Below are 19,505 nucleotides of genomic sequence, written 5' to 3' on the forward strand. Positions count from 1 at the left end.
ACGGCCCTCAGGCCAGCCACGCAGGGCGGCGCAGATCGAGCGTCATGGGAAATTCCCCCGGTTGTTCGGGCGGCGGTGGCGCCACTCGCCCGGGACTATGGCCGTGCGACTGGAAACGGGCAAGCCGTCGCGCTTCGGCTTCGTAGGCATTGACCGGCACTGTGTCATAACTGCGCCCGCCGGGATGCGCGACATGGTAGACGCAGCCGCCCAGCGACCGCCCGCTCCACATATCGATCACATCGAATGTGAGCGGCGCATGTGGCGGCATTTGGGGATGGAGGCAATTGGCGGGCAGCCAAGCCTTGTAGCGCACGCCGCCCAGACCTTCGCCATGCACGCCGGTCGGATGCATCGGCACGCGCCTGCCGTTGCAGGCGATCACATGGCGCCCCGGCACAAGCCCCGTCGCGCGTACCTGCAACCGCTCGGTCGAAGCATCGACATAGCGCACCGTCCCGCCGATCGCGCCGGTTTCGCCCAGCACGTTCCATGGTTCGAGCGCGTGGCTGATTTCGAGATGGACCCCGCCGGCCTCGATCGTGCCATGGACGGGAAAACGAAACTGGTGCTGCGCCTCGAACCATACCGGGTCGAAATGATAGCCCGCCTGATCGAGATCGTTCAGCACGTCGCGGAAATCGGCCCAGACGTGATGCCCCAGCATGAAGCGATCGTGCAATTGCGTGCCCCAGCGCACCAGCGGCCCGTCGACCGGCTCTTTCCAGAACCACGCGGTCATCGCACGCAACAGCAATTGCGCGGCGAGCGACATGCGCGGCTCGGGCGGCATTTCAAACCCGCGAAATTCGACCAGTCCCAGCCGCCCGGTCGGCCCATCGGGCGAAAACAGCTTGTCGATGCAGATTTCGGTCCGGTGGGTATTGCCGGTGACATCGACCAGCAGATTGCGGAACAGGCGATCGACCAGCCACGCCGGAGGTTGCTGCCAATCCGGGTGAGGCACCTGGCTCAGCGCGATTTCCAGCTCGTAGAGCCCGTCGTGCCGCGCCTCGTCGATGCGCGGCGCCTGGCTGGTGGGGCCGATGAACAGGCCGGAAAACAGATAGCTGAGCGAGGGATGCCGCTGCCAGTAGATGACAAACGATTTGAGCAGGTCGGGGCGGCGGATGAACGGCGAATCCAGCAGGCTCGGCCCGCCCAGAACGATATGATTGCCCCCGCCCGTGCCCGTCGCGCGCCCGTCGACCATGAATTTGTCGGCCGTCAGCCCGATCTCTCTCGCGCACTCATAGAGCGTTTCAGTAATCGCGACCGATTCGCGCCAGCTTGCCGCGGGCTGGATGTTGACTTCGATCACGCCGGGGTCGGGCGTGACTTTCAGCACCATGAGGCGCGGATCGGGCGGCGGCGGATAGCCTTCGATCCGAACCGGCAGGCCGGTTTCTTCGGCCACGGCTTCGACGCTGGCGACCAGATCGAGGTAATCTTCAAGCGCTTCGACCGGGGGGATGAACACGCACAAGTGATCGCCGCGCGGCTCGACGGTGATCGCGGTGCGCACAGCGCCCTCGATCGCGACTTGCGGCACATAGCCCTGGTCCGACGGCTGCGGCGTATCGACCGCGACCGATCGCTGGGCCGCAGCCCCGCTCTCTCGCGCGCGCTCGATGACTTGCGCACGCACGTCGGGCAAAGGTTCGCGCGGCTCGGCCGTGTCGCGCGGGTGGATATAGGGATACTGCGCGGGCGGTACATAAGGCAGCGAGCCCAGCGGCAGCCGATACCCCAGCGCCGCATCCCCCGGCGCTGCAAACAGCGTCCCGCGCCGCACTTTCCAGCGTTCGGAGCGCCATTTGCGCACCGGTTGGCGCGCGGCGGCCTGCCACCAGCGCTGAATAGGCAGGACATGCCCGACCGGTCGGGTCAGCCCGCGCTGAAACGTGCGCATGAAACGGGCCCGTTCCTCGGGATCGTCGAGTTTGGGATCGGTCGGCGCGATGTTGCCCGGCAATTGCGCCTCGCGCACGATCCATTCGACCGCGTCTTCATAGACCGGCTGGGCGAAATCGGCATCGACCCCGAGCATCTGCGCGGTCTTTTTGAGAAAGCGTTCGGCATCGCCCTCATCGACCGCCGCTGCGGGCGCGTCCAGCGTGCCGGTGGCGATCAGCCGGGCGTCGTTCCACACCGGCACGCCATCCTTGCGCCAATAGAGCGAATAGCCCCAGCGCGGCAGGCTCTCGCCCGGATACCACTTGCCTTGCCCATGATGGAGCAGCGATCCGGGCGCAAAGCGATCGCGCAACATGCGGATCAGGCGATCGGCAAACCAGGCCTTGGTCGGGCCGACCGCTTCGGCATTCCATTCGCCCGCTTCGAAATCGCCGTCGCGGACAAAGGTCGGCTCGCCGCCGATGGTCAGCCGCACGTCGGCCGCGGCCAGATCCTCGTCGACTTTGTCGCCGAGCGCCATCAGCTCTTCCCAGCGGCTCTCGGTAAACGGCCTGGTGATGCGCACCGCCTCGGCAATGCGCGAAACCTGCATCTCGAAATGGAAATCGGCGTGGACCTGCTCCATCACCGCGCCTTCGATCGGCGCGGCGGTGCGATAATGCGGTGTGGCGCACAGCGGGATATGCCCTTCGCCCGCAAACAGCCCCCAGGTCGCATCGAGCCCGAGCCAGCCTGCGCCCGGCACATAGACTTCGGTCCAGGCGTGCAGGTCGCAGACATCCTGCGTCACCCCGCGCGGCCCCTCGACCGCCGCGACATCGGGCGTGAGCTGGATCGAATAGCCCGACACGAACCGCGTCGCAAAACCCAGCCGCCGCAACAGCTGAACCAGCAGCCAGGCCGAATCGCGACACGACCCGCTGCCGATTTCGAGCGTTTCCTCGGGCGCCTGAACCCCGGCCTCAAGCCGGATGACATAGCCGACCTGGGCATTGACCGCCTGATTGATGGCGACGAGAAAATCGATCGTGCGCCCTTCGTAATCGCGGAATTTTTCATAGAGCGCGTCAAAGCGCGGCCCTTGCTCCTCCATCTCGAAATAGGCGGCAAGGTCGCTGGCCAGCAGTTCGTCATAAGCGAAGGGATATTCCTGCGCGTAGTCCTCGACGAAAAAGTCGAACGGATTGACCACGGCCAGCTCGGCCAGCAAATCGACCTCGATCGCGAAATGATCGATCGGATCGGGAAACACCACCCGCGCCTGCCAGTTGCCCAGCGGGTCCTGCTGCCAGTTGATGAAGTGATTGGCCGGGCTGATTTTCAGCGAATAATTGGGCACCGCCGTGCGGCTGTGCGGCGCCGGGCGCAGCCGGATTACCTGCGGCCCGAGACGGACCGGTCTGGCATAGGTATAACGGGTGAGATGGTGCAATCCGGCCTTGATCATGGGGCAGGACATTGCGCGAAATGATGGTGCGCCGCAACGTGGAATGGCGCGCACGCATGCGCGCGGCGTCCTTTGTTCAACACGGCATGCCAGGTGGCGACCGTGTGCAAGAATTCTGACACTATGCCGACATATGCTTTCCCGGGCGGTCATGCTCTCACTGGCCTTGCCATAGACGTACCGATCTGACGCGCCGGACTTCGCCTTTGGGGAAATTCCGGCACAAACCACTGGCCCGTGTTGAGACTGGCCTGTGTCAAGACTAGCCTGTGTCAAGACTGGCCAAAGTGACCGATACCCACAAGGATTCCGCGCCATGATCGATCGCCGTACCCTCTTGCGCCAGTCCCTCGGCGCCGCCGCGCTTCTGCCCATTCTCGCACGGGCCCGCGCGATCGGCCCGGATCGCCGCACGGGCACGATCGGCGATGTCGCGCACATTGTCGTGCTGATGCAGGAAAACCGCAGTTTCGATCACTATTTCGGCACGATGCCGGGGGTGCGCGGCTTTGGCGACCGCTTCCCGATCCCTGTGGATTCGGCCATGGGCGGCCTGCGCACCGTCTGGGATCAGCAGGACGCCACTGCCAATCCGCCCCGGCTGATCCGCCCGTTCCCGATTTCGACTCAGGCGCATTACGACCTGATGCGGATGCAGGGCACCCCGCACGCCTGGCCCAATGCCCAGGCCGCATGGGATCAGGGGCGCATGGCCCATTGGCCCGAAGCCAAGACGCAGCGCGCCATGGCCTATTACACGCAAGAGGATTTGCCCTTTCAATGGGCGATGGCCGACGCGTTTACGCTGTGCGATGCCTATCACTGCGCGATGCACACCGGCACCAACACCAACCGCCTGTTTCTGTGGACCGGCACCAACGATCCGTTTGGCCGGGGCGGCGGCCCGGCGATCCAGAACCCCGACGACGATCTGGCCAAACCCGATGCGGCCAGTACCCCGCGCTTTTTCTGGACCACTTATCCCGAACGGCTGGAAGCGGCGGGCGTGAGCTGGGCGGTCTATCAGGACATGGCCGATTTCTTTACCGACAATCCGCTGGCCAATTTCCTGCAATATCGCGCGGCCTTGCGCGGCGATGCCGGATCGCGGCGCGTGCTGGCGGACAAGGCGCTGTCGACCCGCGCGCTCGATACCTTGCGCGCCGATGTCCTGGCCGACCGCCTGCCGCAGATCAGCTGGATCGTCGCCACGGCAGAAGGCTCGGAACATCCCGGCCCCTCCAGCCCGGCGCAAGGCGCGGCCTATACCGCCCGGGTGATCGAGGCGCTAACCGCCAATCCGGACGTCTGGGCGCGCACGGTGCTGTTCGTCAATTTCGACGAAAACGACGGCTTTTTCGACCATGTCCCGCCGCCCGCGCCGCCCTCGCCCGATGCCGACGCACCCGGCGGCTTTGCCGGGGCGAGCACGGTCTCGACGCTGGGCGAATATCACCGCATGGCCGCGCCCGGCGCCGATGATGACCGGATCGCCTTGCGCGGGCGCCCCTATGGGCTGGGGCCGCGCGTGCCGATGTATGCGCTTTCGCCCTGGTCGCGCGGTGGGAAAATCCATTCCGAAGTCGCCGATCACACCTCGGTGATCCGCTTCATGGAGGCGCGCTTTGGCGTCATGGAGCCGAACATCAGCCCGTGGCGCCGCGCGGTGTGCAGCGATCTGACCACGGCCTTCGATTTCGCCGCCGCCCCCGCCGCCGAAATTCTCGCGCCTGCTCTGGCCGACAGCCTGACCCGGGCCCCCGCGCGGGCAGAGCGCGCCCGCGCCATCGCCAGGCAACCCGATGCTCACCCGCCGCAGGCCCAGCCGCTCCCCACGCAGGCACCCGGCCGGCGCCCGGCCTGCCCAGCCCGCTATCAGCTCGAAACCACCGGACAAGCGCTTGCCGATGGTTCGGCGATCCGCCTGACTTTTGCCGCCGGTGCCGGGCTCGCCGGGGTGTTCCAGGTCTATGACCGATTGCATCTCGACCGCGTGCCGCGCCGCTTCACGGTCGAGCCGGGCAAACAGCTTGCCGCCGACTGGTCGCTCGCAGGCCCCGCGCGCGCCTATGATCTGTGGGTGCTCGGCCCCGCCGGATTTCACCGCGCCTTTGTCGGGCAAGCGGGCGCAGAGCCCGACGTGCGCTGGCAAAAGGTCGGCGACCGGCTGCGCCTGACGCTGGCGCCGGGCCACGCCGGGGTGCAGGTGACGCCCGGGGCCTATGCCGAGGCACATCGGGACTGGGCGCCGGACGACCGGGGCGGCACGATGGAATGGCCGCTCGCGCCGACCCATGGCTGGTACGATCTGCTGATCACCGCGCCCCATGGCTGGCAACGCCGCCTCGCCGGGCGCGTCGAGGGGCCATGGTCCGCCATGACCGATCCTGCCCTGGCCCAGGTCTGAAACGCCCACAGATGAAGCACGCCGTGAACCGCCATCCCAGGGCGCCGTTCAAAAGGGTACTATCCATCCGCCCGGCTTTGCGGCAGGTACTGCGCGATCTGATCACGGGAACCACCCGGTTTTGCGCAAGAGCTTGTTATGACGAATGGATTTGTACGCCGCGATGTTCTGGCCGGGGGCGTGGGGCTGGCCGGGGCGATGGGATTGGGCGGGCTCCTGCCGGGCCTCGCCCTGGCGCAAGATGCACAGGGAACTGCGGCGGATCAGGCGTTTTGTGCGCAATTGAACGGGTTCACCGACGAATTGCTGAAACGCCTGCCTGAAACGGCCACGCGACTGGGCCTCGACCGGGGCGCGCTCGCCTCGCTGCGCGGCGAATTGGCCCACATCACGCCGACGGCCACAGAACAGGGCAATGCCGCTGTCCGGTCAATCCTGCAAAGGTTGCTGCAAACCGATCGCGCCACGCTCTCGTCGGCCAACCGGTTGCGACATGATACGCTGCGCTATGCGGCTCAGGCCGCGCTCGACGGAACGAGCTTTCGCTATGGCGGCGGCGGCCTGGCCGGGATTCAGGGCGGCACCAGCCCTTATGTCGTCAGCCAGCAGAACGGCGCGGTCAGCACGATCCCCGAATTGCTGGTGTCGTCGCATGGCGTGACCGACAAGGCCGATGCCGAAGCCTATGTTGCCCGCATCGCCGCCTTTGCGCGCCGGATCGATGAAGAAACCGCGCAAATCACCGCCGATGCCGCAAACGGGATCATGCCGCCGAAATTCATCGCGGACAATGCGCTGGGCATTCTCAAGGGATTTCGCGCGCGCCCGGCGGCGGCACAGTCGCTGGTGACCAGCCTTGCCGCCAAGACCCGGGCGCTGGGGCTGACCGGGTATGACGAGCAGGCGATCCGGATCATGGAAACCCTCGTCTATCCCGCGCTCGACCGCGAAATCGCCGCCTTTGCCGCAGCGACGGCCAATGCCCCGATGACAGCCGGGGTCCAGCGCCTGCCCGATGGCGAGGCCTATTACCGCTGGGCCCTGCGCCTCGGCACCACCACGCGCCATTCTGCCGAAGAGATCCATCGCATCGGGCTGGAGCAAAACGCCGAAATCAAGGCGCGCATGGATGTCCTGCTCAAGGCGCAAGGTCTGACCAGGGGCAGTGTCGGCGAGCGCGCCGATGCGATCGGCAAGGATCCGCGCCAGATATATCCGAACACCGATGAAGGCCGCGCGGCGCTGATCGCCTATCTCGAACAGCGCATCGCCATGGTCCGCGACATCATGCCCCGGTTCAGCCGTCTGGGGCTGAAAGCCGATGTCAGGGTCCGCCGCGTGCCGCCCGACATTCAGGACGGCGCCGCACGGGGCTATATGCAACCCGCCGCGCTCGATGGGTCGCGCCCGGCGATCTATTACATCAATCTGAAAACGACGGCGATGTGGCCGCGCCCCTCGCTGGCCACGCTGACCGCGCATGAGGGCATTCCCGGGCATACCTGGCAGCTCGCCTATCTGGCCGAACATCACGGCGAGATCCCCGCGATCAGTTCGCTGATCAGCTTCAATGCGTTCGTCGAAGGCTGGGCGCTCTATGCCGAGCAACTGGTCGACGAAAGCGGCCTCTATGACAACGATCCGTGGAGCCGGCTCGGCTATCTTCAGGCGCAGCAATTCCGCGCCTGCCGTCTGGTCGTCGATACGGGCATGCACGCCCTGGGCTGGAGCCGCGATCGCGCGATCGATTTCCTGTGTGTCGAGACGGGGCAAAACCGCGTGGGCATGACCAGCGAGGTCGATCGCTATTGCGCCTCGCCCGGGCAGGCCTGCGGCTACAAGATGGGCCACAACGAAATCCTGCGCCTGCGCGCAAAGGCCCGCGCCGCGCTTGGCGCAAAGTTCGATCTTGCCGCCTATGACGATGCGATCATCACGTCGGGCGGTGTGCCGCTGGATCTGCTCGAAGGGGTGGTTTCCGGCCATATCGCGAAAACGCTGGCAACACGGTAACGGCAGGCGGGATCGCGTGGATGATTGAAAAGGCCGCCGACCGGGCGGGAGGCATCCCGCGCTTTTCGTTTGCCGACGATGCGCCGGGGCCGCAAGGCGCCGTGGCGCAATGGCTCGAAACCGTCCATTTGCTGTTCGATGCCGAACCGTTGCGCCCGCCGGGCGAAGGCTTTGCCGCGACGCTGCGCGCGTTCAAGCTGGGCCCGATGCTGATTGGCCGGGCCCGCGCGCAGGCGCAGCGTTTCATCCGCGACAATCCGGTTCTGGCGCGCGGCGGCTGCGATTGGCTGCTGATCCAGTTTTACGTGACGGGCGGCTATCGCGGCACGACCTCGCATGGCCCGATCAATGTCCGCGCGGGCGACATTTCCATGCTCGATCTCGCCTGCACGCTATCCACCGAAGCGGACGATTTCGACAATATCAACATCATCATTCCGCGCGCCTTGCTGGCCTCGCGCATGCCGGTCGGCGCAAACCTGCATGGGCTGGTGCTGCGACGCGAACTGGGCTTCACCAAAGTGCTTCAGCGGCACATGCTCGCCATCGACGAATTCGTCGACGAACTCGATGCCCTGCAGTCCGAAGCTCTGGTCGACGGCACGCTTGCCCTGCTCAGTGCCGCCTTTGCCCAGGCCATTCCCGGCCCGGCGGGCTCGACCGGATCGACCGATGCGATCGCGATGGCCATTCGCCGGCATATCGACACCAATCTGGCCAACCCCAAGCTCGGCGTCGCCAGTATCGCCGCCCATTTCGGCGTATCGCGCGCCACGCTCTATCGCCTGGTCGCGCCCTTGGGCGGCATCAGCGATTATATCCGGCGGGCAAGGCTGCAACGCGCCTACGCCGATTTGTGGCAGACAGACGGGCAGAGCGGACGCGTGAGCGTTGTCGCGCGCCGCTGGGGCTTTGGCAGCGAAGCGACGTTTGCGCGGCTGTTCAAGGCGACCTACGGCGTCTGTCCCAGCAAGGCGCGAAAGTCCGAAAGGCATTTCGAGCCGAGCCGCGAAATCGCCAATCCCGTCGTGCATTGGATGCGATCAAACTGGCAAGCATGATCGCCCGGGCGGGAAACGCCGACTGCCCGGGCGAGGCCCAATAGCCCGCGCAGTCGGCACCGGCGGCCCCATTCCGGCATTTGTAAATGGGGGGGGCAAATGTCAGAATCTGCAAAGGCCGCCGGCAACTCTTTGGCAAATCAATACTGGGACAAATCAATCCCCTTGCCGCGTCATTTGTGCTTCCCGAAATTGTAGCTGACGCTCGCCATCACGCTATGCGAATGAAAGCTTGAGGTAATATCGGTTCCCCCAAGGGTCGACAGGTGCGCGGTGGGCGCCTGAAAATAGCGATATTTGACGCCCAGATCGACGCTCTGGCTGACCGGCATGCGCAAGCCCGCAAGCAATTGCCAGGCAAAGCCCGATTGATGATCGTTCAACACATCGCCGTAAGAGTTGATCCCGAGCCGGTAATGGCTGCGCGCCCAACCGATGCCACCGCCGAATGATGCCTGCAGCCCCTTGTCATGCCCGACATCGACAAGGCCGTTGGCCATCATGCTGAACACGCTCTGCCGCCCGGACAGATCGGCGTATGTCCCGGGTCCTGCAACAGCGATCCCGCCGTCGGGTGTCGGAAACGCCGTGTAGCCGGCCGATGTATAGCTCTTGTTCGCAGCGCTTTTGTTGGCGATTTCCGCTTCGAGGCGGAAAAGCCCGAGATCGCGGCCAACCACACCGTCAATATCATAGCCGGCGCTGGTCTTGATCGATGTCGGCAATTGCGGCCCGGCTTCATAGCCCAGACCGCCGACAGGGGTGACCGATGCCCGGTTGACCAGGGCGACACCGGCATCGACACCGACATACCAATCGCCATCACGCGCCAAGGCAGGCGTCGAGACAGCCAACGCAACCCCGATAAATACAAATGCAGTCTTGTTCATAAAGCGTCCCCAAGCTTTTTCATTCACAACCAATTACGCCGAAACCTCCGACGACGAATTGGGCGCGCAGCTTTCACGCCGGGCAAGGTCGACAAGACCCCGCTGCGTGTAACTTTCGCTCTGCGTGCAAAGCGCTGGATCAGGACTTCAAGTCAACGAGGAACGCCGTTGCCAAGACAGGCTGCACAGTGATTGAGACGCAATGATGGACAAGCGGCCCGCAGCCCCAGCGAACCGGGCCGCGCATCGGGATCAGGTCCGAAACAGCCCTTCGCCGACAAAGCCGCCCGGAGCGGCGCCGGGCGGGCAGGCAAACAGCCCGCTGCCGATATGCGTGACAAACTGGTTCATCATGTCGAACTTCGCCATGTTTTCGAATATCCTGACAAAGCCGGTCCGGGGATCGCGCTGCCAGGCAAGGAACATCAGCCCGGCATCCATCATCATGCCCTGACGCCACGGCGGCCACCGCTCTGCGATATGGGCGACACCATTGTCATAGGAATAGGCCCGACGCAGGATCTGGGTCCCATCATTGATTTGCGGCGCGCCCAGCCTGGCATGACTGTTTTCGGGGATCAGCGGATTGCCGTCGGCATCGGTGGCATCAAGATCGAGCGGTTCGAACTCCGCCTTGCCGCCGAGCGGCGCACCGCTGGCCTTGTGGCGACCAACCACCTGTTCCTGAAACGCCAGCTTCATCCTGTCCCAATGTTCCAGGCTGATGCGGATCGGACGGGCCACCAGATAGGAGCCGCCTTTCATCCAGCCGCCCTCGTCACCGACCCAGACATGACGCACCATGGCCGCCGGGTCGCGCACATCGGGGTTCATCGTGCCGTCCTTGAAGCCCATCAGGTTGCGCGGGGTGACGCCGGGCTTGCCGCCGGAGCCGAACCCGGCCTGCGCCCAGCGCATCTGCACCACGCCATAGCCGATGCGTGCCAAATGGCGCGCGGCGTGCATCGCGACTTGCGCGTTGTCGGCACAGGCCTGAACACACAGATCGCCGCCGGTCTTTTCGGGCAACAATTGATCGCCGTTGAAATGAGGCAGGTCGATCAGCGCTTCGGGCCGCCGGGCGGCAAGGCCGAAGCGGTCCGTGCCATCCCTGGAAAACAGCCCCGCGCCAAAACCGATCGTCAGCGTCAGCCGCTGGGGCCCAAGGCCGTCGGCTTCGCTGGAATCGAGGGGCGCCTGATCAACCGCTTCCTCCCCGGCCAGAGGCAATCCCGCCGTCATCCGCGCCGCCGCCTCGCTCCAGCGGCGCAACAGGCTCTCCACTTCGGCGCGCTTGTCGGTGATGATGTCAAATGCCGCGAAATAGAGATGCTTTTGCGCGGGCGTGGTGATGCCGGCCTGATGGGGGCCATGAAACGGCTCGATCTGACCGGTCAACAAGCCATATCCATGCATCGGCGCAGGCGGCGTCGCCCCGGCGGCGCCCGCAAACACCGCGCCGCCCAACGTTCCGGCGGCAGCGCCGAGAAATCCGCGACGCGAAGCGCCCTTGTGCGTGGTGTTTGCCATCAGCGGGTCGCCTTGACCAAAGTGTTCATGTCGTCTTCCACGTAATAGAAGCCCGAGCCGTCGGGCAGCATCGCGATGCCAAAGAGATCGCCATTGCCCGGCGGCGATTGCGCCTGATCGTTGTCGATCCACTGCGCATAGATCTGCTTGCCCGCCCTCGGGTCAATCTCGACCACCTGCCCGTTCTTGCCATTCGTGACGAGCAGGTGCTTTTCCGGCGTCCACGCCATGGCCAGCGGCCAGGCCAACAGGCCATCGCGCGTGACAACACGGCCCGTGCCGCCGCTATCGCTGCGCGTGGAGGCATGGTCGATCGCGATGATCGTGTTTTCCAGACCATTGGTGGCATAGAGCGTGTCATCGTCATCCAGCGCCAGGCCGGTGGGACCGAACAGGAAATTGTCGGTATCGGCCCGTTGGGCAAGACCGCTCGCCACGACGGTCTGGCTGGTCAGGACCGGGGGTTTGTCCTTGGGGATGGCCAGTTCAAGGCGCAGCACCGTCGCCTTGTGCAGCACGATCGGATAATGCGTTTCCGGATCGAGCACGCGCGGCCCCGGCACATCAAAGCCCGCCATCGAGACGAACAGGGTGGCCCGATCGCCCTTGTCGACCACAGCCATGTTGCCCCAGGGGCCGCTGATGGTCGGACCGGACCATGTCGCGACCAGCTTGCCGTTCGGGTCGAGCACCAGCAGGCAGCCTTCGCCGCGTGTCGCCGTCGTGCCGTCCTTCGAGGGCAGCGAACCGACGATCACCCAGCCCGATTGCAACATCGTCATCGCCGTGGTCAGCCCGACACCACCGGGGCACTGGGCGGTATCGCGCGGGATCTGCGCGAACAGCGTCGTCTTTCTGGTTGCCGGATTGAAATCGACAATCGTCGTGCCCGTACCTTGCAGATTGCTGATATTGTTGAAATTGCTGACCAGCACATCGTCCTTGAGTACTTTGCCCGCTGACACCGGCGCCACCACCACAGCATAAGGATTGAGATCGCCATTGTCGGGCGTGGTCAGCGCAAGCGTCGTGTGGCGGTGAATGGTTTCCAGATAGCCCGCGCGGTCGGCCAGCGCGGGTGTCGCAGCCAGGCCGAGGACAGCGGCCAGAGCGATGAATGCCGAAGAAGCAATGGATGTACGACGCATGACGCCCCCCTCAGAGCAGAATGTTGGTACGGACGCCGACGACGATCGCATTGCCGACACGTCTGGCATCGACATTGGGATCGACCACTCCACCGCCCGGATTGAAGACGAGCTGGATGTCGGGCTGCAACTGCAACCACGGGGTGACCTGCCGCTGATAGGTCGCCTCGATAAATGTCTCGCTGGTACGACGCGGATTATAGCTGTTGCCGTATTGCGCAATGTCGGAGTCGGCGGCGGCCTGCCTGGCGCTGACATGGGTAAAGCCCATGCCGATCCCCAGCGAATCCATCGTGCGATAGGGGAACGGGTCCTTCAGCACGAGGCCGAGATTGGCGCTGAAATCGACGAGATTGCGGTCGGCAAAAGGCGCTCCCATGGCACGCCCAAACAGATTGAGCGTGCGATTGGGATCTTTTGACGAACGCCAGATCATCTTGTCCATCACGCCATAGACCGAAAGATTGCCGCGATGGAGGCGCTGGCTGCCATCGCTCGCGGGATCAGCCAGCGGCAGGCCATCGCCGCCAAGACGGACATCAGCGAACTGTTCGGTGTCATACCATACGCCCAGCCGGTACGTGCTGGCCAGCGGCGGCCTGGCACCCGGCGCGACCATGCCGCCAAGCGCCGGCGTCGTATATTGCAGTTCGGCCAGAAACAGCGCGCCATGATGAAAGATCGGAAAGCTCGTGCCCGACGCATCGAGCTGCTGCGCATCGGCACCCAATGCCTGCGCGCGCGCATTGCTCATGGTGAACGGGCTGGAACTGAACGCACCCAACTGGATCGCCAGGGCATTGACCGGGCGATAGCGCAGGCGAATCCCCGGCGTCGAAAGCGGATAGGCCGGACCACCGCCGGGCATGTCGGCCGAAGGCATCATCGGCCAGCCGAACATCGTGTTCACGAACATCAGTGCGTTGGACGAGACCATCCATTCCTGATCGAGGCTTTGCTGCCCAATACGAATGTCGAGCCGATCTTCGGGCAGAAGCTTCTGATCGTACCACAGTTCCCAAAGCCGGGTTCCGCGGTCCGCCTCGATACCGCTGGCAGTCTGCAAGGTGCCCAGATTGCGCTGTGACAGGTTGAGCCCATGGATTTGCAGGGCCGAGGCGTTGAACGTACCGCCGTAGTAGCCAAAGGCGCGCTGGGAATTGACCTGCACGACCGCCTGGGTCAGGCCGTCGTAATCAAGGCTTTTGTGCGTGCCGCCCGAGACATTGCCCAGCGCCTCGCTGGTTTCCTGCACGGTGATGGAAATGCCCTTGTGGGCAAGATCGCGCCGCAGCCCCCACCAATCGCCAAACAGCGCGCCGTCACGGCGCCAAGCGTGGAGAAAGGCCAGGGGATCGCTGCCCTGCTTGCCGTTGGTGCCGTCGGCCACCACGGTCATGATCGGCGGCGGCGCGGCGCGGACCGATGTCGATGCCAGGCCCAGGGCCAGGCCCAGGGCCAGCAAGGCGCCGGTTTTCACCACGCTCGCTGCCAAAGGGCGCCCACGGCCAACCACTTTCCCGGCAAATCGCATCCGTCACTCCGACCTCAAAGACCGAAGCTCTTTATTGCGACTGGCTCTCAATTGCAATCTTAATGCGAGCAATTTGCATTTGCACAGCAGTCCGCCATGCCCATCGCCACCACGCCGCAGCAACCGCTCCGCGCGACTCGCCTGCCGAAGCACGATCTGGTTTCAGATTTTTCAGGAAAATGGATGCCCCGCGAGGATTATCGAAAAAACGTAATTTCAATCGGATAGACCGGCTAACCGGTCCAGCGCGCAGACGGATTTCTGCGGGCTGCAAAGATGGGCTGGCTAACGCATTCGGGCAAAAATGATCCCGGACAATGGCCTTGCTGGACGCATCGAGGCTGTCGCCAAGCGGCTCTTCGGCGAGCCGAACCGGCGGCAGTCCAAAGACGGCGAATTGCGCTTTGGGTCGCATGGCAGCTTGCGCGTTACGATCGCCGGCGATCATCGCGGCACCTGGCGCGACCATGAAACCGGCCATGGCGGCGGTGTCCTGGATCTAATCGCGCACAAGCTTGGCGGTGATCGTAAAGCAGCGGCGGCGTGGTTTCGGGACAACTTCGAGAGTGACGCGGCGGCCAATGATCCTGGTCGTGAGGTCGCGGTCTATCGCTATGAGGATTGGGCCGGCGAGCTTGTGCATGAAGTCGTGCGCTATGAGCCAAAGAGCTTTCGCCAGCGCCGGCCGGACGGCAAGGGCGGGTATCTCTGGAATATGAAGGGCGTCCGACCGACGCTCTACAACCTGCCCCGCGTGACAGATGCGGCAGTGCGCAGTGATCTGGTTTTCGTTGTCGAGGGTGAAAAGGACGCCGATAGGCTCAATCGTCTTGGCCTGGTCGCGACGTGCAATGCTGGCGGCGCCGGAAAATGGAAACCGGAGCATAGCTCGCAATTGGCGGGTGCGCGGGTCGCGATCGTTCCGGACAACGACGAAGCCGGCACGGAGCATGCGTTGCAGATTGCCCAGGCTTTGCGCGGTCACAGCAGCGACCTTCGCCTGGTCGAGCTGGGGCTCGCCGATCGCAAGGCAGACATAAGCGATTGGCTCGACGGCGGCGGCACGGCGGGCCAGTTGCTCGCGATCGTCGCAGAAGCGCAGCAATGGCGACCGGTATTCAAGTCGCGGTTTCCGCTGGTATGGTTTGGCCAAGAGGACGCAGGAGAGCCGCTGCGGTGGTTGCTGCGTGGGTTGCTTGTCGAGGGCGGTTTGTCGGTATTTTTCGGCGCGCCTAAATCGACAAAGACCTTTGCCGCGCTCGATCTGGCCTTGCACCTCGCGCATGGCCGCGACTGGTTTGGCCTGCGATCACGGCGGTGCGGTATCGCCTATATCTGCGGAGAAGGCGCGGCCGGTGTTCGCCAGCGCATGAAGGCTTGGCGCCAGGAGCGTGACGGCGATCCGCGCGCGCCCTTTGCGCTGATCCCGCAGTCCATCAATATGTTTGATGATCCCGACGAGCTGGACCGGCTGATCGCCGACATCAGGGGAATCGCCGAACCGATGAACGCGCCAGTTGGTCTGGTCGTGCTGGACACGCTGTCGCGCATGATCGGCGGTGGCGACGAAGACAAGGCGCGCGACGTCAATGTGGTCGTGCGCAATGCTGAACGAATTCAGAGATTGACCGGGGCGCACGTGCTTATCGTGCACCACTCGGGCAAAGACCGCGATCGTGGAATGAGAGGATCCAATGCGCTGCTTGGCGCGGTGGATGCGGCGATCGAGGTTACGAAGGACGCCGACACCGGGCTTTGCGAGGCCAAGGTGGTGGCAATCAAAGACGGCGGTGAGGTTGGACCGTTTTCATACACGCTTGCGCAAACGGCTGTCGGGACTGACGACGATGGAGAGCCTATGGTCTCTTGCGTCATCGATCCCGCCGGTGCGCGCCCGGGCGGAAAACGGCCAAGCCTTTCCGATGCAGAGCGTCGCGCGCTCAAAGTGTTGCGCGAACTGGCCGGGGACAGTCGGGACATTGCGGGACAAACGGCCCGTGTCCCGGTTGGGACATGGCGGGACGCCTTCCGCGATCGTGAGGACGGCGCGTTCGATGCGCGCAAGAAGCGAGCGGCGCGAGCGACGAAGGGCCTGATTGACAAGGGTTTAGTCGAGGCGGGTTATGATCTGGTGTGGCTTGTGGAGAGCGAGCTATGACCTATCGGGACAAGCGGGACATTCCGGGACAAATCGAAAATGTCCCGATGCGGACACGGCGGGACACTACGGGACACCCCCTAAAGGGGGGTGTCCCGTAGTGTCCCGACCGGTACCGCTGGCATCGCCGGCCGAACGGCTTGGGTTGCCGGCAAGGTCGAATAGGCTAGCAAGGCCGGGCGATGACATGCTGGTCCAACCGCAATCGGCGCGTTCGCTTTCCCCAGCCGACCAAGTTCGGTCGCTGTCCAGGCGAGTTGGTCGGTTGTCGCCAAGTTGGCGCGATCCGGAGCGGTATTTCGAGGATAGATCGGAAATTGAGGCAGATTTGCGCCTGTTGGCGCGTGCATTGGAGGAATGGCGATGAAAAATGGACAAAAGGGGCAAATTCGCCCGTCTGTGACTGCGCTTTCGACGACGCTGTGTCGGGACGCGCTGGATGGTGCTGATCATCCGGCCGACGCGGTGTCGGCGCTGATGTCGGCGGCCGCGACGATCCTGCGGCGCAGTTTCGGCGAAGAGGGTGCGCTCGCGCTGATGACGCAGGCACTCGACACGACCGGGGTAGCCTGGCGCGCGACGCGCTGCAATTGACCATGCGCAGCGATCGGCAGCGCCTACCCCCTAACCCTTGGGGCCTTGCGGGGGCCGAACGCAATGGGGGTAAGCGAAGCGCAGCATGTGCGAGTGCCCCCAATTTTGCCGGATGGTGTTTTTCTGTTTTGTTTTGAGGTTCTTATGATTGGAAACCTGACAGACTTGTCCCGTCTTCCCGGTATGCCGTCCGATGTGACGCTGCGCCGGCTGATCGCGATCCATCCCGACTTCCCAATTCTGCGCCGGGGCAGCAAAGGGAAGTCCTACCGCATCGACCTGGACGCGGCGGCGGCATTCGTGCGGTCTCTTACCCAGGCACGGGTGCTCGATCCTATGCAGCGCAGGGCGGCTATCCAGCAGCTCGGCCTTGAGATGCTGGCCCGCAGCGACCAAGCGGCCGGTGCGCGAAATGGCTGAGTCGATTCGCGATCCGGACCTGTCCGAAGCGCAAGCGGCGCGCATCTTGGGAATCAGCGATCGGACGTTGCGCCGCTACCGCCGCGCCGGGCAGGTTGCACACATGGCGCTGCCAAGCGGACGGGTTCGCTACAGCCTGGCCGACCTGATTTCTTTCCGCGAGGGATGTCGTTCGCCGGCAAAGGTGTAGGCTTTGGCCGAACATGTCCGGCTTTGGCCAGATACGTCCGGCGACAGGATCGCGAATCGGCGGCATTTTGGCCGCATGGCTGAAATCCAACTTTATGGCACGATCGGCGACCCCGATGCCCAACTTGACGCGGCGACAGTCTGTCCCGTAATTCGCAACTCAACGGGCGACCTTACCGTCCGTATCAACAGTCCCGGCGGTTACGTCTTTGAGGGTTTGCCGATCTACGCGGCCATCAAGGCATACAACGCGGGCACCGTCACAGTGATCATCGACGGCCTGGCCGCATCGATGGCCAGCGTGATCGCGATGGCCGGTCAGGTGATCATCATGGCCGAAAGCGCGCTGATGATGATTCACAAGCCGTGGGACTGCTCGATCGGCAACGCCGATGAGCTTCGCTCCGACGCGGCCCGGCTAGACAAGATGGAGGCCAGCCTGGTCGATATCTACGCTGGCCGCACCGGCCTCGATCCTGACGAAATTTCCGTAATGCTGGCGGCTGAAACCTGGCTCGATGCGACCGAGGCAGTTGCCTTCGGTTTCGCCGATCGGGTGAACGCGACGCTTCCCATGGCCGCCATGGCCGACCTTACCGCGTGTGGCTTCCGGCGCGGACCTTCCCTAAATTTGAAAGGACGTACTACCATGCCCCAAGCAAATCCTGGCGCCCAGGCCGCGCTCGCAGAGCGTGAACGCGTGACCCAGATTCAATCCCTTTGCGAGCGGCATCGTCTTGGCGGCGCGCTGGCGATGACGCTGGTCAACCGTGGTTCGCCGTTAGCCGATGCCCGCGAAACGATCCTTGAGGCTCTCGCCCAGCGCGATATGGCAACGTCCGGCATCGGTTTGGGTGGTGCTGTGGTGACCTTCGACGACCCCAACTTTCTTGGCAAAGCGCTGGCCGATGCGATGTATGCCAAGATGTCCGGAAAGCCGGCAGAGGGCGCCGCCGCACATTTCCGGGGCATGTCGATCGTCGATATGGCGGCCGAGTTGGTCGACCGCACGGGACGCGGCAATTCCCGTCGCATGACGCCCGATCAGATTCTCAACGCGGCGGCGTGGGTCGGCTCTGGGCCGCGCGGCGCAACCAGCCCTGGCCAATGGGGCGGCGGCGGGACATATGGGAGTGCTGATATCACCGGAACAACCGGCGACTTCCCCGACCTTCTCCAGGGCACCGGTCAGCGGTATCTGTTGGATATGTACCGCAACGCGGAATCACCGCTCAAGTCGATTGCCCGCCCCCGTGCGGCCAAGGATTTCCGTCAAATCAAGACTCTTCAGCTCTCCGAATTCGGAACCTTGCCAGTGGTTTCCGAGAGTGGTGAGGTCACGACCGGCAAATTCGCTGAACGCCAGGAGGTCTATTCGATGCAGACCTTCGCCAAGCAATTCACGTTGACGCGGCAGGCGCTGATCAACGATGATTTGGGCGCGTTCACTGATGTTTTGACGATCATGGGTCGCGCCGCCGCTGAAACCGAGGCGCAGCTTCTGGCCGCGCTGATCAACGCCAACCCGGTCATGTCGGATGGCAACTCGCTGTTTTCATCGTCCCATGGCAATCTGAATGCGACCGGTTCCGCTCCCTCAGTCGCGGCTCTGGACGTAGCGCGCCAGGCGATGCGCAACCAGACCGACCTCGACGGAACAACCTATATCAATGCGGCGCCGAAATTTATCCTTTCCCCGCCGGGATATGAAACCGTTATTGAAAAGCTGATTTCTATCCCGCTGAATCCGAACCAAGTGGACTATGCCAACCCGTTCGCGGGCAAGCTCACCCCATTGGTCGATCCCCGTCTGTCCGCCGGTTTCTGGTATTTGTTTGCCGATCCGTCGTTCGTGCCGACGATGGAATACGCCAGCCGCAACAATTCCGATGGCCCGATCATGGAAATGCAGAACGGTTGGGACGTCCTTGGGGTGGCCTTCCGGGTGCATGAGGACTTCGGCGCCGGCATCGTCGATTGGCGCGGCGCTTACCGCCAAGCCGGTGCATGAATTCTGACGCGGGAGAACCGGGAAAGGCCCGCGTAGCGTTGTTGCCTTGCGCTTCCATCCCTTCCCCGGCGCGTTGACGGCCAGCGCAGCAAAAAGCCTGAGAGATGTTTGGATCTTCCAGGCAGCCGCACCACCAGCTCCACTCAGGGGATGCTAGAGCACCCAGCCTGAAAACGGAATCAGCCG

13 protein-coding genes are annotated in these 19,505 nt (G+C 63.9%); 8 read left to right on the forward strand and 5 right to left on the reverse strand.

The genetic code is table 11. The features are described 5' to 3' along the window. Nucleotides 1-7: 7 nt before the first annotated feature. Nucleotides 8-3,364: a transglutaminase family protein gene (locus AQZ50_RS17230; protein WP_067748140.1), complete on the reverse strand. Its 3,357-nt coding sequence runs from the start codon at nt 3,362-3,364 to the stop codon at nt 8-10. Between the two features lie 316 nt (nt 3,365-3,680). Here AQZ50_RS17230 and AQZ50_RS17235 point away from each other — a divergent pair, with 316 nt between their 5' ends. The 3 genes from AQZ50_RS17235 to AQZ50_RS17245 all read left to right on the forward strand — a co-directional run bounded on the left by AQZ50_RS17235 (nt 3,681) and on the right by AQZ50_RS17245 (nt 8,845). Further along, nucleotides 3,681-5,771, forward strand: coding sequence for a phosphocholine-specific phospholipase C (locus AQZ50_RS17235; RefSeq protein ID WP_067748142.1), 2,091 nt, complete (start codon nt 3,681-3,683; stop codon nt 5,769-5,771). 138 nt (nt 5,772-5,909) lie between these two features. Next, a complete protein-coding gene (locus AQZ50_RS17240) occupies nt 5,910-7,784 on the forward strand; it encodes a DUF885 domain-containing protein (RefSeq protein WP_067748144.1) in 1,875 nt (624 codons plus the stop codon). A gap of 20 nt (nt 7,785-7,804) precedes the next feature. Then, on the forward strand, nt 7,805-8,845 hold the full coding sequence (locus AQZ50_RS17245; protein ID WP_067748146.1) for a helix-turn-helix domain-containing protein: 1,041 nt from the start codon (nt 7,805-7,807) through the stop codon (nt 8,843-8,845). A 173-nt stretch (nt 8,846-9,018) separates the two neighbouring features. Here the strand turns inward: AQZ50_RS17245 and AQZ50_RS17250 are convergent, their stop codons facing one another. The 4 genes from AQZ50_RS17250 to AQZ50_RS17265 all read right to left on the reverse strand — a co-directional run bounded on the left by AQZ50_RS17250 (nt 9,019) and on the right by AQZ50_RS17265 (nt 13,947). Continuing rightward, nucleotides 9,019-9,735, reverse strand: coding sequence for an outer membrane protein (locus tag AQZ50_RS17250; RefSeq protein WP_067748148.1), 717 nt, complete (start codon nt 9,733-9,735; stop codon nt 9,019-9,021). Nucleotides 9,736-9,987: 252 nt separating this feature from the next. Then, nucleotides 9,988-11,265 carry an iron uptake transporter deferrochelatase/peroxidase subunit gene (efeB, locus tag AQZ50_RS17255; protein WP_067748150.1) on the reverse strand — a complete coding sequence of 426 codons (1,278 nt, stop codon included), beginning with the start codon at nt 11,263-11,265 and terminating at the stop codon, nt 9,988-9,990. Then, entirely contained in the window at nt 11,265-12,413 is a 1,149-nt protein-coding gene (locus AQZ50_RS17260; protein ID WP_067748153.1) for an NHL repeat-containing protein, read from the reverse strand. Before AQZ50_RS17260 ends, efeB begins: the two co-directional genes overlap by 1 nt. A 10-nt stretch (nt 12,414-12,423) precedes the next feature. Continuing rightward, nucleotides 12,424-13,947 (reverse strand): carbohydrate porin, encoded by a 1,524-nt coding sequence (locus AQZ50_RS17265; RefSeq protein ID WP_082703750.1) that lies wholly within the window; start codon nt 13,945-13,947, stop codon nt 12,424-12,426. Between the two features lie 304 nt (nt 13,948-14,251). On the opposite strand from AQZ50_RS17265, the gene AQZ50_RS17270 reads away from it, so the two are divergent. From AQZ50_RS17270 to AQZ50_RS17290, 5 genes are all read left to right on the forward strand, one after another. Beyond that, nucleotides 14,252-16,105, forward strand: coding sequence for an AAA family ATPase (locus AQZ50_RS17270; RefSeq protein ID WP_067748157.1), 1,854 nt, complete (start codon nt 14,252-14,254; stop codon nt 16,103-16,105). 399 nt (nt 16,106-16,504) lie between these two features. Then, nucleotides 16,505-16,699 (forward strand): hypothetical protein, encoded by a 195-nt coding sequence (locus AQZ50_RS17275; RefSeq protein ID WP_156427414.1) that lies wholly within the window; start codon nt 16,505-16,507, stop codon nt 16,697-16,699. A 63-nt stretch (nt 16,700-16,762) separates the two neighbouring features. Further along, nucleotides 16,763-17,119: a hypothetical protein gene (locus tag AQZ50_RS17280; protein ID WP_156427415.1), complete on the forward strand. Its 357-nt coding sequence runs from the start codon at nt 16,763-16,765 to the stop codon at nt 17,117-17,119. Beyond that, nucleotides 17,112-17,309 carry a helix-turn-helix domain-containing protein gene (locus AQZ50_RS17285; RefSeq protein WP_156427416.1) on the forward strand — a complete coding sequence of 66 codons (198 nt, stop codon included), beginning with the start codon at nt 17,112-17,114 and terminating at the stop codon, nt 17,307-17,309. Before AQZ50_RS17280 ends, AQZ50_RS17285 begins: the two co-directional genes overlap by 8 nt. Before the next feature lie 3 nt (nt 17,310-17,312). Then, the gene (locus tag AQZ50_RS17290; protein WP_067748166.1) at nt 17,313-19,319 is read left to right on the forward strand and encodes a head maturation protease, ClpP-related; all 2,007 of its coding nucleotides are present in this window, start codon (nt 17,313-17,315) and stop codon (nt 19,317-19,319) included. The last annotated feature ends 186 nt before the right edge of the window (nt 19,320-19,505 follow it).

Origin of the sequence: Novosphingobium sp. Fuku2-ISO-50, assembly GCF_001519055.1 — a bacterium.
Lineage (GTDB): Bacteria > Pseudomonadota > Alphaproteobacteria > Sphingomonadales > Sphingomonadaceae > Novosphingobium.

Bases quoted from the DNA above. Each gene is read 5' to 3' on its own strand.
- AQZ50_RS17260 (WP_067748153.1), bottom strand. From the start codon at position 12,413: ATGCGTCGTACATCCATTGCTTCTTCGGCATTCATCGCTCTGGCCGCT.
- AQZ50_RS17270 (WP_067748157.1), top strand. From the start codon at position 14,252: ATGATCCCGGACAATGGCCTTGCTGGACGCATCGAGGCTGTCGCCAAG.
- AQZ50_RS17285 (WP_156427416.1), top strand. From the start codon at position 17,112: ATGGCTGAGTCGATTCGCGATCCGGACCTGTCCGAAGCGCAAGCGGCG.
- AQZ50_RS17240 (WP_067748144.1), top strand. From the start codon at position 5,910: ATGACGAATGGATTTGTACGCCGCGATGTTCTGGCCGGGGGCGTGGGG.
- AQZ50_RS17280 (WP_156427415.1), top strand. From the start codon at position 16,763: ATGGGGGTAAGCGAAGCGCAGCATGTGCGAGTGCCCCCAATTTTGCCG.
- AQZ50_RS17250 (WP_067748148.1), bottom strand. From the start codon at position 9,735: ATGAACAAGACTGCATTTGTATTTATCGGGGTTGCGTTGGCTGTCTCG.
- AQZ50_RS17245 (WP_067748146.1), top strand. From the start codon at position 7,805: ATGATTGAAAAGGCCGCCGACCGGGCGGGAGGCATCCCGCGCTTTTCG.
- efeB (WP_067748150.1), bottom strand. From the start codon at position 11,265: ATGGCAAACACCACGCACAAGGGCGCTTCGCGTCGCGGATTTCTCGGC.
- AQZ50_RS17230 (WP_067748140.1), bottom strand. From the start codon at position 3,364: ATGATCAAGGCCGGATTGCACCATCTCACCCGTTATACCTATGCCAGA.
- AQZ50_RS17265 (WP_082703750.1), bottom strand. From the start codon at position 13,947: ATGCGATTTGCCGGGAAAGTGGTTGGCCGTGGGCGCCCTTTGGCAGCG.
- AQZ50_RS17235 (WP_067748142.1), top strand. From the start codon at position 3,681: ATGATCGATCGCCGTACCCTCTTGCGCCAGTCCCTCGGCGCCGCCGCG.